Origin of the sequence: Lutimaribacter marinistellae (assembly GCF_042648365.1) — a bacterium.
Classification (GTDB): Bacteria; Pseudomonadota; Alphaproteobacteria; order Rhodobacterales; family Rhodobacteraceae; genus Lutimaribacter_A; species Lutimaribacter_A marinistellae.
The window spans coordinates 20,864-33,415 of the sequence record NZ_JBHRXI010000002.1 but is presented as its reverse complement, the minus strand read 5'-3'; the positions used below and the strand labels follow the sequence as shown (position 1 = coordinate 33,415).

The 12,552-nt window shown below is 63.0% G+C and carries 18 protein-coding genes; 11 read left to right on the top strand and 7 right to left on the bottom strand.

All coding sequences use genetic code 11. The features are described from left to right. Positions 1–106 precede the first annotated feature (106 nt). The 5 genes from ACFORG_RS03150 (at position 107) to ACFORG_RS03130 (ending at position 4,669) form a co-directional block, all read left to right on the top strand. The gene (locus ACFORG_RS03150) at positions 107–1,102 is read left to right on the top strand and encodes an NAD(P)H-dependent flavin oxidoreductase (RefSeq protein ID WP_386733939.1); all 996 of its coding nucleotides are present in this window, start codon (positions 107–109) and stop codon (positions 1,100–1,102) included. 14 nt (positions 1,103–1,116) lie between these two features. Beyond that, positions 1,117–1,899, top strand: coding sequence for an enoyl-CoA hydratase/isomerase family protein (locus tag ACFORG_RS03145; protein WP_386733938.1), 783 nt, complete (start codon positions 1,117–1,119; stop codon positions 1,897–1,899). Then, positions 1,896–2,396 (top strand): winged helix-turn-helix transcriptional regulator, encoded by a 501-nt coding sequence (locus ACFORG_RS03140; protein WP_386733937.1) that lies wholly within the window; start codon positions 1,896–1,898, stop codon positions 2,394–2,396. Before ACFORG_RS03145 ends, ACFORG_RS03140 begins: the two co-directional genes overlap by 4 nt. Further along, entirely contained in the window at positions 2,393–3,265 is an 873-nt protein-coding gene (locus ACFORG_RS03135) for a haloalkane dehalogenase (protein ID WP_386733936.1), read from the top strand. The genes ACFORG_RS03140 and ACFORG_RS03135 overlap by 4 nt, the downstream gene beginning before the upstream one ends. Before the next feature lie 117 nt (positions 3,266–3,382). After that, positions 3,383–4,669, top strand: a complete 1,287-nt coding sequence (locus ACFORG_RS03130) for an MFS transporter (protein ID WP_386733935.1) — start codon at positions 3,383–3,385, stop codon at positions 4,667–4,669. Between the two features lie 26 nt (positions 4,670–4,695). Here the strand turns inward: ACFORG_RS03130 and ACFORG_RS03125 are convergent, their stop codons facing one another. The 4 genes from ACFORG_RS03125 to ACFORG_RS03110 form a co-directional block, all read right to left on the bottom strand. Further along, entirely contained in the window at positions 4,696–5,100 is a 405-nt protein-coding gene (locus tag ACFORG_RS03125) for a type II toxin-antitoxin system VapC family toxin (protein WP_386733934.1), read from the bottom strand. Then, entirely contained in the window at positions 5,097–5,339 is a 243-nt protein-coding gene (locus tag ACFORG_RS03120) for a type II toxin-antitoxin system Phd/YefM family antitoxin (RefSeq protein ID WP_386733933.1), read from the bottom strand. Before ACFORG_RS03120 ends, ACFORG_RS03125 begins: the two co-directional genes overlap by 4 nt. Before the next feature lie 66 nt (positions 5,340–5,405). Next, a complete protein-coding gene (locus tag ACFORG_RS03115; RefSeq protein ID WP_386733932.1) occupies positions 5,406–6,278 on the bottom strand; it encodes a hypothetical protein in 873 nt (290 codons plus the stop codon). Further along, complete coding sequence (locus ACFORG_RS03110; RefSeq protein WP_386733931.1) at positions 6,271–6,645, bottom strand: winged helix-turn-helix transcriptional regulator; 375 nt, start codon at positions 6,643–6,645, stop codon at positions 6,271–6,273. Before ACFORG_RS03110 ends, ACFORG_RS03115 begins: the two co-directional genes overlap by 8 nt. A 153-nt stretch (positions 6,646–6,798) precedes the next feature. On the opposite strand from ACFORG_RS03110, the gene ACFORG_RS03105 reads away from it, so the two are divergent. The 6 genes from ACFORG_RS03105 (at position 6,799) to ACFORG_RS03080 (ending at position 10,944) form a co-directional block, all read left to right on the top strand. Then, positions 6,799–7,410 carry an NAD(P)H-dependent oxidoreductase gene (locus tag ACFORG_RS03105; protein ID WP_386733930.1) on the top strand — a complete coding sequence of 204 codons (612 nt, stop codon included), beginning with the start codon at positions 6,799–6,801 and terminating at the stop codon, positions 7,408–7,410. Between the two features lie 90 nt (positions 7,411–7,500). Continuing rightward, on the top strand, positions 7,501–8,220 hold the full coding sequence (locus ACFORG_RS03100) for a glutathione S-transferase family protein (protein ID WP_386733929.1): 720 nt from the start codon (positions 7,501–7,503) through the stop codon (positions 8,218–8,220). Positions 8,221–8,272: 52 nt separating this feature from the next. Continuing rightward, positions 8,273–8,929, top strand: coding sequence for a DsbA family oxidoreductase (locus ACFORG_RS03095; RefSeq protein WP_386733928.1), 657 nt, complete (start codon positions 8,273–8,275; stop codon positions 8,927–8,929). After that, a complete protein-coding gene (locus ACFORG_RS03090; RefSeq protein WP_386733927.1) occupies positions 8,926–9,210 on the top strand; it encodes a GNAT family N-acetyltransferase in 285 nt (94 codons plus the stop codon). Before ACFORG_RS03095 ends, ACFORG_RS03090 begins: the two co-directional genes overlap by 4 nt. A gap of 34 nt (positions 9,211–9,244) precedes the next feature. Further along, positions 9,245–10,234: a quinone oxidoreductase family protein gene (locus ACFORG_RS03085; protein ID WP_386733926.1), complete on the top strand. Its 990-nt coding sequence runs from the start codon at positions 9,245–9,247 to the stop codon at positions 10,232–10,234. Continuing rightward, entirely contained in the window at positions 10,231–10,944 is a 714-nt protein-coding gene (locus tag ACFORG_RS03080) for an HAD family hydrolase (protein WP_386733925.1), read from the top strand. The genes ACFORG_RS03085 and ACFORG_RS03080 overlap by 4 nt, the downstream gene beginning before the upstream one ends. On the opposite strand, the gene ACFORG_RS03075 is transcribed toward ACFORG_RS03080, so the two are convergent. Genes ACFORG_RS03075 through ACFORG_RS03065 form a run of 3 tightly spaced genes read right to left on the bottom strand, consistent with a single transcriptional unit; the run spans position 10,913 to position 12,511 of the window. Beyond that, complete coding sequence (locus ACFORG_RS03075; RefSeq protein WP_386733924.1) at positions 10,913–11,626, bottom strand: GlxA family transcriptional regulator; 714 nt, start codon at positions 11,624–11,626, stop codon at positions 10,913–10,915. The genes ACFORG_RS03080 and ACFORG_RS03075 overlap by 32 nt on opposite strands. After that, a complete protein-coding gene (locus tag ACFORG_RS03070; protein ID WP_386733923.1) occupies positions 11,542–11,811 on the bottom strand; it encodes a hypothetical protein in 270 nt (89 codons plus the stop codon). Before ACFORG_RS03070 ends, ACFORG_RS03075 begins: the two co-directional genes overlap by 85 nt. A 37-nt stretch (positions 11,812–11,848) precedes the next feature. Next, on the bottom strand, positions 11,849–12,511 hold the full coding sequence (locus ACFORG_RS03065) for a TetR/AcrR family transcriptional regulator (protein ID WP_386733922.1): 663 nt from the start codon (positions 12,509–12,511) through the stop codon (positions 11,849–11,851). Positions 12,512–12,552 lie beyond the last annotated feature (41 nt).

Below are 12,552 nucleotides of genomic sequence, written 5' to 3'. Positions count from 1 at the left end.
AAGACTCCTCCGTTCTTCGGTTGCTCGAAGAAAAAGCGCCGGATAGCTTCGGTTATGAAAGTGATTCCTGCCCAATGGGGATCGCATGGTCATTTTGGAGGACGGCATGAAAACGCGGATCACGGAACTGCTGGGGATCGAGCACCCGATCATCCAGGGCGGGATGCATTACGTCGGCTTTGCCGAGCTGGCAGCGGCCGTGTCGAATGCCGGCGGTCTGGGAACCATCACCGGGCTAACGCAGAAAACCCCTGCGGACCTTGCCAACGAGATCGCCAAGTGCCGCGACCTGACGGACAAGCCCTTTGCAGTGAACCTGACATTCCTGCCGACCGTGAATGCCCCCGACTATCCGGGATACGTCAAGGCGATCATCGAGGGCGGCGTGAAAGTGGTGGAGACCGCGGGTCGCAATCCAGCGCAGGTCATGCCCTATCTAAAGGATGCAGGTATCAAGGTTGTGCACAAATGCACCTCGGTACGCCATTCGCTCAAGGCGCAGGAAATCGGCTGCGATGCGGTTTCGGTGGACGGGTTCGAATGCGGCGGACATCCGGGCGAGGATGACATCCCCAACATGATCCTGCTGCCACGTGCGGCGGATGAGCTTGAAATTCCCTTTGTCGCCTCCGGCGGCATGGCCGATGCGCGCAGCCTTGTTGCCGCGCTGGCGATGGGGGCCGAGGGCATGAACATGGGCACACGCTTTATCGCGACGCAGGAGGCACCCGTGCACCAGCGCGTGAAAGAGGCGATTGTCGCCGCGACCGAACTGGATACGCGCCTGGTGATGCGCCCGCTCCGCAATACCGAAAGGGTGTTGAGCAATGCCGCCGTCGAACGGCTGCTGGAAAAAGAGCGGGCCCTTGGCGACAAGCTGCAGTTCGAGGACATCATGGAAGAAGTGGCCGGGGTTTATCCAAAGGTCATGATGGATGGCGATATGGATGCCGGGGCGTGGTCCTGCGGCATGGTGGCCGGGCTGATCCACGACATCCCGACCTGCAAGGACCTGATCGACGGCATCATGACAGACGCCGAGGCGATCATTCATGCCCGTCTTGGCGGCATGTCGGGTGCATCGGCCCAGGCTGCGGAATGACCGGAGGGGAAGGAATGAGTTACGACACACTGAACTGGTCCAACGAAGATGGCGTCGTCGAAATCACGATGAACCGTCCGGAGAATGCCAATGCGTTGAACGCAAAGATGGCTGACGAGATCTTTGACGCCGCCTGCCGATGCGAGGCAGAAGGCGCGCGTGCGATAATCGTGACCGGCGCCGGCAAGATGTTCAACGGGGGCGGCGACCTGGCCGAGTTCGACGCGGCCTCCGACAAGGCAGACCACGTCACCCGCATGGCGACCATCCTGCATGCCGCGCTGGCGCGTTTCGCCCATCTCGATGCGCCGCTGATCACGGCGGTGAACGGTTCAGCCGGCGGCGGCGGCTTCTCGATCGCCATTTCGGGCGATATCGTGTTGGCCTCGGACCGGGCCAAATTCGTGTCGGCCTATACCGCCTCGGGTCTGACGCCCGATGGATCTTCGACCTATTACCTCGCCAAGCATGTCGGGCTCTTGCGGGCCAAGGAATTGATGCTGACAAACCGTGTGCTGAGTGCCGAAGAAGCCCGTGACTGGGGACTGGTGACACGGGTCGTCCAAGCCGATGACCTGATGACCGAGGCCCGCGCCTTGGCCGCGTCACTGGCCAAGGGGCCGACCAAGGCCTTTGGAGGGGTAAAACGTCTTCTCGACAGCGCTTTCTCGGAGGGTCTGGAAACCCAGCTTGACCGGGAAACCCGCTCCATCGCCTTGATGATGCGGACGGTGGACGGACCCGCCGGGATCAATGCGTTCCTGAACAAGCGCAAACCGGAGTTCCGGGGCGAATGACACGGGCGCCCATCACCGACGATTGCGGCGTGGCCCAGGCGTTGAACGTGGTGGGCGAATGGCGAACCTTCCTGATCGTGCGCAACCTGTTCAACGGGATGCGCACCTTCGATGCACTGCAGTCGCATCTGGGTATCTCCACCAGCGTGCTATCGGCACGGCTGAAAACCCTGACCGAGGCCGGGGTGATCGAGAAACGGCCCGACCCGCAGGATGGCCGGTCGCATGAATACCGGCTGACCGAGCGGGGACTCGACCTCTACCCGATCCTGATCGCCCTGCTTCAATGGGGAGAGAAATGGACGCCAAATGGCAAAGGCCCGCGATTGCAACTTGTCGATCGCGAAACCGGCCAGCCGATCCGCGCCCTGGCCGTTACCGCGCAAGATGGCCGAACGCTTGGCCCCCGTGACGTGACGCCGATCCTCGGGCCAGGCGGCAATGACCACATGCGCGCCCTCATCGCGCGCCGGAACACTCGAAAGGCAAAGACATGACATCGGACTGGGCAAACCAGAAAAAGAAGGTATCGGTGCATGGGCACCAGATGGCCTATGTTGAACGTGGCGAAGGACGGCCCATCCTTTTCCTGCACGGCAACCCCACCTCGTCTTTCTTGTGGCGCGACGTGATGGCCGAATGTGAGGGGCTGGGCCGATTGATCGCGCCCGACCTGATCGGGATGGGCGACAGCGACAAGCTGCCCGAGCCGGGTCCGGACACCTATACCTTTGCGACCCATCGCAAATTCCTCGACGGGTTCGTCGAGGAAATGGGGCTGGACGGCAACATCGTGCTGGTGCTGCATGACTGGGGTTCGGGCCTCGGCTTTGACTGGGCCAATCGGCATCGCGACGCCGTGGCAGCCATCGCCTACATGGAAGCCATCGTGAAACCTTTGGCCGATTGGACCGAGTTCAACGAACAGGCCGCCCCCCTGTTTCAGGGGTTCCGCTCCGACAAAGGCGAAGACCTTGTGCTGGAACGCAACCTGTTCGTCGAACGCGTGCTGCCCGGCTCGATCCTGCGCGACCTGACCGACGACGAGATGGCAGAGTATCGCCGCCCCTTCCCAAACCCCGCCGATCGCTGGCCCACCCTGTCCTGGCCACGTCAGATCCCGGTCGCAGGGGACCCGGCCGACGTATCGCAGATTGCCCAGGATTATTCCGAGTGGATGGCCGGGAACGACCTGCCGAAACTCTTCATCAACGCCGAGCCCGGCGCGATGCTGGTCGGCAAACCACGCGAATTCTGCCGCAGCTGGAAGAACCAGGTCGAAGTAACGGTGAAGGGCAGCCATTTCATTCAGGAGGACAGCGGCACCGAGATCGGCCGCGCCATCAGGGACTGGCTGACCACCTGACGACGGCCTGGCCGACCCGGTGTCATCGTGTTGATACCGGGCGGTCATAGGTGCAATGCGAAACGAAACCCGATCCGGGGCGTTCGCACACCCGTGACCCACCAGACGAGGCAGATGATGGCGTCCAACCTGATCACACCCATCGGAACCCTTGTCGACAGGGCATGGATTGCAATCGGGCTCGACTTCGACGGCTTCGCGCGACGCAATCCCGATCGGGCCCGTCGCGTCGGTATTTGGTGTCTCGCGATCGGAGAGACCATTGGCTATGCCGGGCTCTACTACGTCTTCAGCGCGCTTCTGTTTTCGTGGGACGCCAAGCTGACATGGGGCAAGGAGTGGCTGACCTTTGCGTTCATGGCTGCTGTGCTGGCGGGCGCCGGGGTCTCGCCACTCGCCGGACGGCTGGTCGACCGCGGTGTCGGTCGGTGGTTGCTGAGCGGCGGCATGGCCATGGGTGCGCTGGCCCTTTTCGCCCTGGGCTGGTCACAGAGCTATGCAGCCTTTTTCCTGTGCTGGCTGGTGATCGGCGCAGCGCAGGGGGCAAGTCTTTATGAGCCCTGTTTCGCGTTCATCACGCGCACGACAGGCGCTGCTGCAGCTCGCAACATCACGCTGATCACGCTGGTTGCGGGCTTTGCCTCGACCATTGCCTTTCCCTCGGGCGCCTTCCTGGCCGAGGTCCACGGGTGGCGTACCGCCGTCTGGACCTTTGCAGCTGTCGTCGGGTTCGTCGGGGTTCCGCTCCTTTATGCCGGCGCAACGATGATCGAATGCTGTCCCGAGGATACGCGCACGCCAGAGAGCATCGCGCAGGATCGCGACGCCTTTCGCGCAGCGCGGGCGCGACCGGAATTCTGGCTGCTATTCGCGGCTTTCCCCCTCATCGGTCTGACCGAGGGGCTGCTGCTGGCCCATATCATCCCTATTCTGACGGATTCCGGGCTGTCGCTTGGGCAGGCCGTCGCGGCCTCGGCTCTGTTCGGCCCGATGCAGGTTGCCGGCCGGCTTGCGATGATGCTGCTTTCGGGGCGGGTCAAGGCGCTGGCAATGGCGGCGATGGCCTTTTGCGGGGTTCTGGTCGCGGTTCTGCTGCTGATGCAGGTGGACAAGATCCCCGTCGCCGCCTTTGCCTTTTCGCTGGTCTTCGGTGCCAGCTACGGGCTTATCAGCATATTGAAACCGGTCGTCACCGCCGACGTTCTGGGGCGCCGCGCCTTTGGGGCGATCTCGGGCTTCATGGCCGTACCCTTCCTGATCGCGCTGGCGACCTCACCACAGATCGGCGCGGTGCTTTGGCGCGTTGGTGGTTACGATCTCGCCTTGGTATCGGCCGCGGGAATCGCGGCGCTGGCGCTTGTGACCTTGTTCGCCCTGATCGGACGATTAAAGCATCAGGGCTAAGGCAGAAGCGCCGGATTACACACCAGTCAAAACGGATCGACCACGCGTGCTCCCGTCGGCGCGAAATCCGATACATTCCCGGTCACAACCGCACCATCGCGCGCAATCGCCTGCGCCGCGATCATCAGGTCCGCACCCGGGTGACCCAGCCGTGCCGACAAATCTCCCCAGATCAGCGCATCCTGCGCAGAGAAAGGCAGCACTCGGTCGGCGAACAGCGTCACCGTACGGTCCAGCCAACGCCGCAAATCGCTGGCGAAATCCGGGTTGCGCCGCTCTTGCAGACGAATGCCGCGCTCGATCTCACCCAGCGTGATAACACTGAGATACAGATCACTTTCTGCTTGCGCGTCGAGCCAGGCCACGACTGTGGGCGCGCGATCTGCGCGCCTGACTGCGGAAATGACGTTGGTGTCGAGGATGAATATCAAAGCGTGACATCCCGCGGGGCCACTTTGGCGCGCGGCACGTCCTCGCCCGGAAAATCCTTCAGGTGATCGGCAAAGCTCCCACGCTTGTCCCGCGCGGCCGCGATCAACCGCGCATAGTCTTCGGCAGACACCACGACCACGGCGGGCTTCCCCCGCCGCGAAACCTCTTGCGGGCGTCCGGCAAGGGCTGCATCGACGACGGCGCTGAAACGGTTCTTTGCATCCTGCAATGTCAGCATGTCCACACCTTCTGGCTAGCTATCTGTCTAGATAGATGTGATGAGCGGCCAAATCAAGACCGGCTGTCAGCGGACGAGCTGCGCGCGCAAGAAACCCACATTCAGCGCAAGACCCGGCAATAGCCACTGGAACAGCCGGACGACGTCGCGCACCTGATCGGGATCGGCATCTTTGGCCGCTGCGTCGATCAGCGCCTGTGGGGTCATCCCCGTGACGTTCGGCAGCGAAAGCGCAAGCGATACCGCGCGGTGATGCACGCGCGTCACCGCCGGCTGATAGCACGCGTCAAGCGCCACCGGCTTCAGGTCACCCCAGGCGGTCGCGAAGTAACTCGGCCAGCGCGCAAAGGCCCGGTAGTCGGTATTCACGAACGGCAGGCCGAGCGTCTTGCGCAGATCGGCGTACAGGGCACGGGTTTCGGGATCGGCGTGATGGACCTCCATCAAGGGCGGGCGCGGCATCTCCGGCACGGACGCAGGCAAGGGCGTCGACGCACCCTGCCCGGTCCATTCGATCCCTTCCAGCATCGCGCGTGCCAGTGTCGCCATCAGGACATAGGGCATGTTTCCGGCCGAGAAGACCTCGTTGCAGGCCACGATGTCTTCCAGCTCGCCTTCGCCATAGCCCATCGCAATCAGGCGATCGCGGATCGGCGGGGGGCCAAGCTTTCCGGCCTCCTCCTCGGCGGTCCGGCGCAGATCTGCACAGGCGGCGGCGAATGCCGGACCGGCGACCATCGGCTCCAGTGCCGACCACAGCCTGTCGTAGAAGGTCGGATAATGGGCAAAAGCCATCGCCACGACACCCATCCATGGAACGCCAAGGGCACGCTTGGTCCGGTCATAGACCTCTGCCAGACGTCCCGAGGCGGCATACTCGGCGACCGGATGTATGGTCGGGACGGGATCGGGCTTGCGCCGAGGCAGACCCTCACTCATCACGCACCATGGATTGGGGCAGGCCCTCGCTCCACAGGCGCAACTCGTTGAGGAACCCCAATGCCGTGGCGCCGAAATCCGTGATTTCGTACTGTACCGACACGGGGGCCGTATCCAGAACCTCTCGCCGGACAAGACCCTGCGATTCCAGTTGGCGCAGCCGTTCGGTGATCATCTTCTTGCTGGCCCCGCCGATCATGCGGGACAGGTCGTTGAAGCGGACCGGCCCATCCTTGAGATGCCACAGGATCGATCCCGTCCATTTGCCGCCGATGATCCGCATGCCTTTCTCGATGGCGCATGGCTCCAGACAGGCCTCGACGACCTGACGACGACCTTTCGCATCTTGTTCTACACGTGCTCGCATCCAGTCCTCCTTTCTTGCTGAAGGGAATGCAAACCAGAAACTTTAGGTTACCAAAAGTATACTGGTTGCTTTTTGTTTTCTGGCCACACATCCTTCTACCCGAACCCGACGCGAGTCAAGCGACACATCAACACATTCAAAAGGAATATACCGTTGAGCAAGATCCTGATCCTGAACGGAGCACAACCCTACCCGTTCGCCAAGGGAGAGCTGAACGCCGCGCTGACCGAACGCGCACGCACCGCGCTCTCCGAGATGGGGCACAAAGTACGCGTCACGACCGTTGCCGACGGGTACGACGTCGAAGCCGAGGTCGAGAACCATATCTGGGCCGACACCGTGATCCTGCAGTTTCCCGTCAACTGGATGGGTGTTCCGTGGTCCTTCAAGAAATACATGGACGAGGTCTATACCGCCGGTATGGATGGCCGTCTGTGCGCCGGCGATGGCCGCACTCCCGAAGCGCCCAAGGCGAATTACGGCATGGGCGGATCGCTCCGGGGCACGAGCTACATGATCTCGACCACGTTCAACGCCCCGGCCGAGGCCTTTGCCGACCCGACCGAGCCGTTCTTTCGTGGCGCGAACGTAGATGATCTGCTGCGCCCGGTTCACCTGAACTCCCGCTTTTTCGGGATGGAAGCGCTGCCGACCTTCGCTGCCTTCGACGTGATGAAGAACCCGCAGATCGAAGACGATTTCCAACGTTTCGACGCGCATCTGAAGTCGGTTTTTGCCCCGGCGGCCACAGAAACCGCCGCCTGACCTGCAAGAGCCAAGGGGCGGTCGGTGACGGCCGCTCCGCCTCGGCCTGCCTCCATCAGCTAACCGCACATCGACCAAGGACCCTATGCCATGAGCGAACCCGACATCCACCTCTACACGGCAGCAACGATGAACGGATACAAACCCGTCATCTTCCTCGAAGAGGCCGGGGTGCCGTATGACCTGACCTTTGTCGATTTCTCGAAGCAGGAGCAGAAAGCGCCCGATTACCTTCTGCTCAACCCCAACGGCAAGATTCCGACCGTCTATGACAGGGCCGAGGGGCGCGCGATCTTCGAATCCGGCGCGATCCTGTGGCATCTTGCCGAGAAATACGGCCAGTTCCTGCCCTCCGATCCGGTTGCACGGTCCGAGGTCATGCAATGGACCCTTTTCCAGGTCGGCCATATCGGCCCGATGATGGGACAGGCCATGTATTTCCAGCGGATCGCCGCGCCCAACGGCCATGACGAACCCTTTTCGATCAAGCGGTATGTCGATGAAAGCCGCCGTTTGCTGGAGGTTATGGACACGCGCCTGGATGGCCGGGAATGGATTGCCGCCGATGAATACACCATCGCCGACATGATGCTGTACCCCTGGGCACGCGCTTATGTCTGGGCCAAGGTCGATGTTGACGGCCTGTCAAATCTCAAGGCCTGGTTCGACCGGATCGACGCGCGGCCTGCCGTGCAAAAGGCGCTGACCATCCCCAAGGCGCAGCCACAGTTCTGGGATGAAAACGCCGATCCCAGCGCGTTCCTCAAAGAGAACGCCGCCCGCTTTGCCACCGATGTGAAAAAGGCGTGAGACCGCGCGCCGGCCATCGCGCCCACTATTCGCACCGAAACGGAGAAGACACATGACAGCCCAGCCCGTCCCCCTTCGCATCGACATCGTGTCCGACGTGGTCTGTCCGTGGTGCGCGATCGGCTATCACCAACTGGCACGCGCCATTGAGGAAACCGGTGTCGAAACCGAAATCCACTGGCATCCGTTCGAGCTGAACCCCGGCATGGCACCCGAGGGCGAGAACCTGCGCGAGCACCTCGCCGCGAAATACGGAACGACGCCCGAGGATTCGCGCAAGGCCCGCGCAAGACTGACCGCGATGGGGGTCGATCTGGGCTTTACCTTCGACTATGCCGACGACATGCGCATGTACAACACCTTCCGCGCGCATCAGCTGATCGACTGGGCCGAAGATCAAGGCAAGGCGCATCAGGCCAAGATGGCGCTATTCGCCGCATTCTTCACCCATCGACGGGACGTGTCAGATATCGGTGTGCTTGCCGAAGTCGCCGCGGAGATCGGGCTTGACCCGAACGCCGCCCGCGCCATGCTGGAGAGCGGCGAGCGGGCCGAACAGGTTCGCGCCAGGGAACAGTTCTGGACCAGCCGCGGCATCCGGGGCGTTCCCGCCATGATCTTTGACCGGCAGCACCTCGTCACCGGCGCGCAGGGGGAGGAGAATTATGCCCGTATTCTGCGCCAGCTGAGCGAAGGACAGGCTGCATGAGCGAATTCGACATTCACCGCGAAGAAGGCGAAAGCAAGGGCCGCTACTGGCTGGTCCTCGATGGGCACGAGGCCGAGATGACCTATTCGCGGCTCGGCAATGCCTCGATCATCATCGACCACACGGGTGTTCCCGATGCGCTGCGCGGACGTGGCGCGGGCGAGGCACTGGTCGCGCGCGGCGTCGCCGACGCCCGTGCCGAGGGGCGCAAGATCGTACCACTCTGCCCCTTTGCCAAGGCGCAGATCGCCCGCCACCCCGAATGGCAGGACGTGCTGTAACCTGATCCATCCATTGCCATCGAAGGAGGAGACGATGAGCAAAGCGCAAGTGATCCACAAGCTGGGCCCGCCAGAGGCGATGAAATGGCAAGACTGGCCCGTTCCGGACCCTGCACCGGGCGAGGTTCGGCTTCGTCACACGGCCGTCGGCGTCAATTATGCCGACACCTATCACCGCGGCGGGATCTCGCACCCCTGGCCGGTCCCGGCCCCGCCGGTCGTCATCGGTTTCGAAGGGGTAGGCATCGTCGAAGGCGTGGGTGAGGGCGTGACCGGGTTCCAGACCGGCGACCGCGTCGCTTATGGCATTCCTCCGCTCGGCAGCTATTCCGAGGTAAGGAACTATCCCGCTGACAAGCTTCTCCACCTTCCTGACGGGTTGGATGACAAGCAGGTCGCGGCCCTGCTGATGAAGGGGATGACAGCCCACTACCTGCTGCATCGAACTTATGCCGTGCAGCCGGGCGACACGATCCTTGTCCACGCCGCCGCGGGTGGCATGGGGCTGATCCTGTGCCAATGGGCGAAGGCCTTGGGCGCAACTGTCGTGGGGACCGTCTCGACCCCGGAAAAGGCCGAGGTCGCCCGCGCCGCTGGCTGCGATCATCCGGTCGTTCGATCACAACAAAGCTTTGTGGACGTCGTGCGCGATGTGACGGATGGCGAGGGCTGCGCCGTCGTGTACGAGGCGATCGGCAAGGACACGTTGCAGGACAGTCTCGACAGCTTGCGCCTGATGGGCGTCTGCGCCGCCTACGGCCATGTCTCGGGTCCACCCGATCCGATCGACATCATCCAGGACCTTGGACGGCGCGGATCGCTCTTCATCACCCGCCCTGCAATCATGCATTACGTCGCCAAACGCTCGGACCTGGAATGGACGGCGCGCGATCTGTTCAAGGCTATCGGTGACGGGATCCTCGACGCCAATATCAACTACGAATACCCGCTCAAGGATGCGGTCAAGGCGCATCAGGCAATTGAATCCGGCAAAACGCTGGGCGCGACGGTGCTGATCCCATGAGCCTTGACGGTATTCGCGCGCTGACGGTCGACACCGGCGGAACGGTGCTGGACTGGCATGGCGGGTTTCGCGATGCGCTGGCGCGGGCCGGCCAGCGCCACGGGATCGACCGCGATTGGGCCACCCTCGCCAACGCGCTGCGCCGGCGCAGCTTGGAGGCCATGCTGAACCTCGGTCAGAACGGCCCGCCGGAATACAATTTCGACCAGGCCCACCGGTTCTGCCTCGATGCGCTGCTGGCCGATGAAGGGCTCGATACGTTCGACGAGGCCGATCGCCACGCCATCGCGTGGGAGGCGCCGCATGGCTTCGCCGCCTGGCCGGATGTCAAGGACGGGCTGGCGGCACTGCGCAGCCGCCTGCCGGTCGTTTCCTTCACGTTGCTCAGCTATCGGCTGGTGATCGACAGCGGGCGTCAAAACGGCCTGACCTGGGATGCGATCCTGTCCTGCGAAGGTCTTGGCGTCTACAAACTCCTGCCCGAAGCCTATCGTCGCGCGGCCGGGATGCTGCAACTGGCGCCCGAGCAATGCCTTATGGTCGCCTGCCATCCGTTTGACCTCGATGCCGCACGAGATGTCGGGTTTCGTACCGCGCTGGTACGCCGCCCGCTGGAGTGGGGACCGGAACCGCCTGAAATGCCCCCGCCCGGCGGCTACGATATCGAGGTCGACGACTTCATCGCACTTGCGCAGGCCTTGGAGGGGTAGAGGCGCTCCATTGCGTACGGCGGTATTGGCCCGGCGTCATCCCCGTATGCCGGGAAAACACGCGGTGAAAGGCGGGCAGATCGGAATACCCGACCTCGGCCGCGATAGCGGCCACGGCGCGTCCGGTTTCCGACAACAGGTCGCGCGCCCGTTCGATCCGCAATGCCTGCTGGTAACCGGTCAGGTTGTAACCGGTCGCCGAATGGAACCGCCGTTGGAGCGAACGGAGGGACAGCCCGACCTCGAGCGCCAGGTCGGCGGCCATCAGCGGACGGTCCAACCGCGCCTCGATCCTGTGCTGTGCGGTCAGAACCGCCCTGTCGCCGTGATCCATCGCAGGAAGGAACCGGCGGAACCGCCGCTGGTCGCGCCGCCCGGGGTCGATCACGAAATGGCGTGCCGTCTCCAACATGGCCGCGCGCCCGGACAAACGCTCGATGACCACAAGCGCAAGGTCGATCCACGCCATCAGACCGCCCGCCGTTACAAGGTCGGAATGTTCGATCACCAACCTGTCAGTGTCCAACGCAAGGCTGGGCCAATCCTCGCGCATGCGTGCCTCAAGGCCCCAGTGGGTGGTGACGGGCCGCCCGCGATCTATACCCGCCGCCGCGATCCAGTGCAGGCCGAACAGATCAAGGCCCCCTGCCCGGCCTGATCCGACAGCCAGTCGACGATCCATGGTGCCTCGCGCGGGTGCGATTCCCCGGCCGATGGCGGCAGGATCACGGCCCGCGCCCGTGACGGTGCCTCGCCCTTCGCGGAAACCGTCACGGGCGCAAGCGCGGCATGGCTCAGCATGTCCGACAAGCCCAGTACGGACGATTTCATGGCCTTGGGATAAGACAGAATGACGGTCGAAGGCATATCTGGCGCAGTCAGCAAAGGTTGCTAGCAAACGACACTAGCGTGAAGGCATCGTCAATGCGAGAAACCTGTGCGCCAATTGTCGCGTCAACGCGTCCAGTTCGGATTCAGAAAGTTGCTCCTCGACCCGTAACAGCCGCTGCCGCTGTATCCCGGCCAGCGTCCAACGCAGGATCCTTGCCTCGTGCCCGGGGTCGCCGCAATCCAACCCGCGCCGCTTGCAGAACTCCAGGATGCTCCGGTCAAACGCTTGCGCGACCCGCTGCCCGCCTGACCGGAAACTGGTGGCAAGATCGGGAAACCGTTCCAGTTCGGAAATCACGATGCGCGTGGTGGCGAGCGCTTCGGCGCTGAGCAACAAGTCGATATACGCGCGCAGGATCCGCGATAGCTCTATCTCCGGGCTTTCGCAGGGTCGATGCGGTTCGGGCGCAGTTGCGATCACCTCTTCGATGCGCTGCTCTACCGCGACGCGAAACAACTCCTCCTTGCTGGGAGCGAAGCGATAGAGGGTCCGCGTCGAAATCCCCGCGCGCCTCGCGATCCCGCCCATGCTTGCCCGCATGGCCCCGTGGTCGATGAATTCTTCTATCGCTGCACGGACTACCAACTGTCGCGTCTCGTCTTCGGATCTTGTCGGCGGTCGACCGGCCTGCCGCTTGCTGTCCTGCCGGTTCTTTTGCTCGTTGCCTGTTGACATGGGGCGTTGCCTCCCTATTTGGAAAATATCAATTTTCCTAA

Bases quoted from the DNA above. Each gene is read 5' to 3' on its own strand.
- ACFORG_RS03115 (WP_386733932.1), bottom strand. From the start codon at position 6,278: ATGAGTGAGGGTCTGCCTCGGCGCAAGCCCGATCCCGTCCCGACCATA.
- ACFORG_RS03080 (WP_386733925.1), top strand. From the start codon at position 10,231: ATGAGCCTTGACGGTATTCGCGCGCTGACGGTCGACACCGGCGGAACG.
- ACFORG_RS03120 (WP_386733933.1), bottom strand. From the start codon at position 5,339: ATGCTGACATTGCAGGATGCAAAGAACCGTTTCAGCGCCGTCGTCGAT.
- ACFORG_RS03095 (WP_386733928.1), top strand. From the start codon at position 8,273: ATGACAGCCCAGCCCGTCCCCCTTCGCATCGACATCGTGTCCGACGTG.
- ACFORG_RS03140 (WP_386733937.1), top strand. From the start codon at position 1,896: ATGACACGGGCGCCCATCACCGACGATTGCGGCGTGGCCCAGGCGTTG.
- ACFORG_RS03130 (WP_386733935.1), top strand. From the start codon at position 3,383: ATGGCGTCCAACCTGATCACACCCATCGGAACCCTTGTCGACAGGGCA.
- ACFORG_RS03145 (WP_386733938.1), top strand. From the start codon at position 1,117: ATGAGTTACGACACACTGAACTGGTCCAACGAAGATGGCGTCGTCGAA.
- ACFORG_RS03135 (WP_386733936.1), top strand. From the start codon at position 2,393: ATGACATCGGACTGGGCAAACCAGAAAAAGAAGGTATCGGTGCATGGG.
- ACFORG_RS03070 (WP_386733923.1), bottom strand. From the start codon at position 11,811: ATGCCTTCGACCGTCATTCTGTCTTATCCCAAGGCCATGAAATCGTCC.
- ACFORG_RS03090 (WP_386733927.1), top strand. From the start codon at position 8,926: ATGAGCGAATTCGACATTCACCGCGAAGAAGGCGAAAGCAAGGGCCGC.
- ACFORG_RS03150 (WP_386733939.1), top strand. From the start codon at position 107: ATGAAAACGCGGATCACGGAACTGCTGGGGATCGAGCACCCGATCATC.
- ACFORG_RS03085 (WP_386733926.1), top strand. From the start codon at position 9,245: ATGAGCAAAGCGCAAGTGATCCACAAGCTGGGCCCGCCAGAGGCGATG.
- ACFORG_RS03075 (WP_386733924.1), bottom strand. From the start codon at position 11,626: ATGGATCGTCGACTGGCTGTCGGATCAGGCCGGGCAGGGGGCCTTGAT.
- ACFORG_RS03100 (WP_386733929.1), top strand. From the start codon at position 7,501: ATGAGCGAACCCGACATCCACCTCTACACGGCAGCAACGATGAACGGA.
- ACFORG_RS03065 (WP_386733922.1), bottom strand. From the start codon at position 12,511: ATGTCAACAGGCAACGAGCAAAAGAACCGGCAGGACAGCAAGCGGCAG.
- ACFORG_RS03110 (WP_386733931.1), bottom strand. From the start codon at position 6,645: ATGCGAGCACGTGTAGAACAAGATGCGAAAGGTCGTCGTCAGGTCGTC.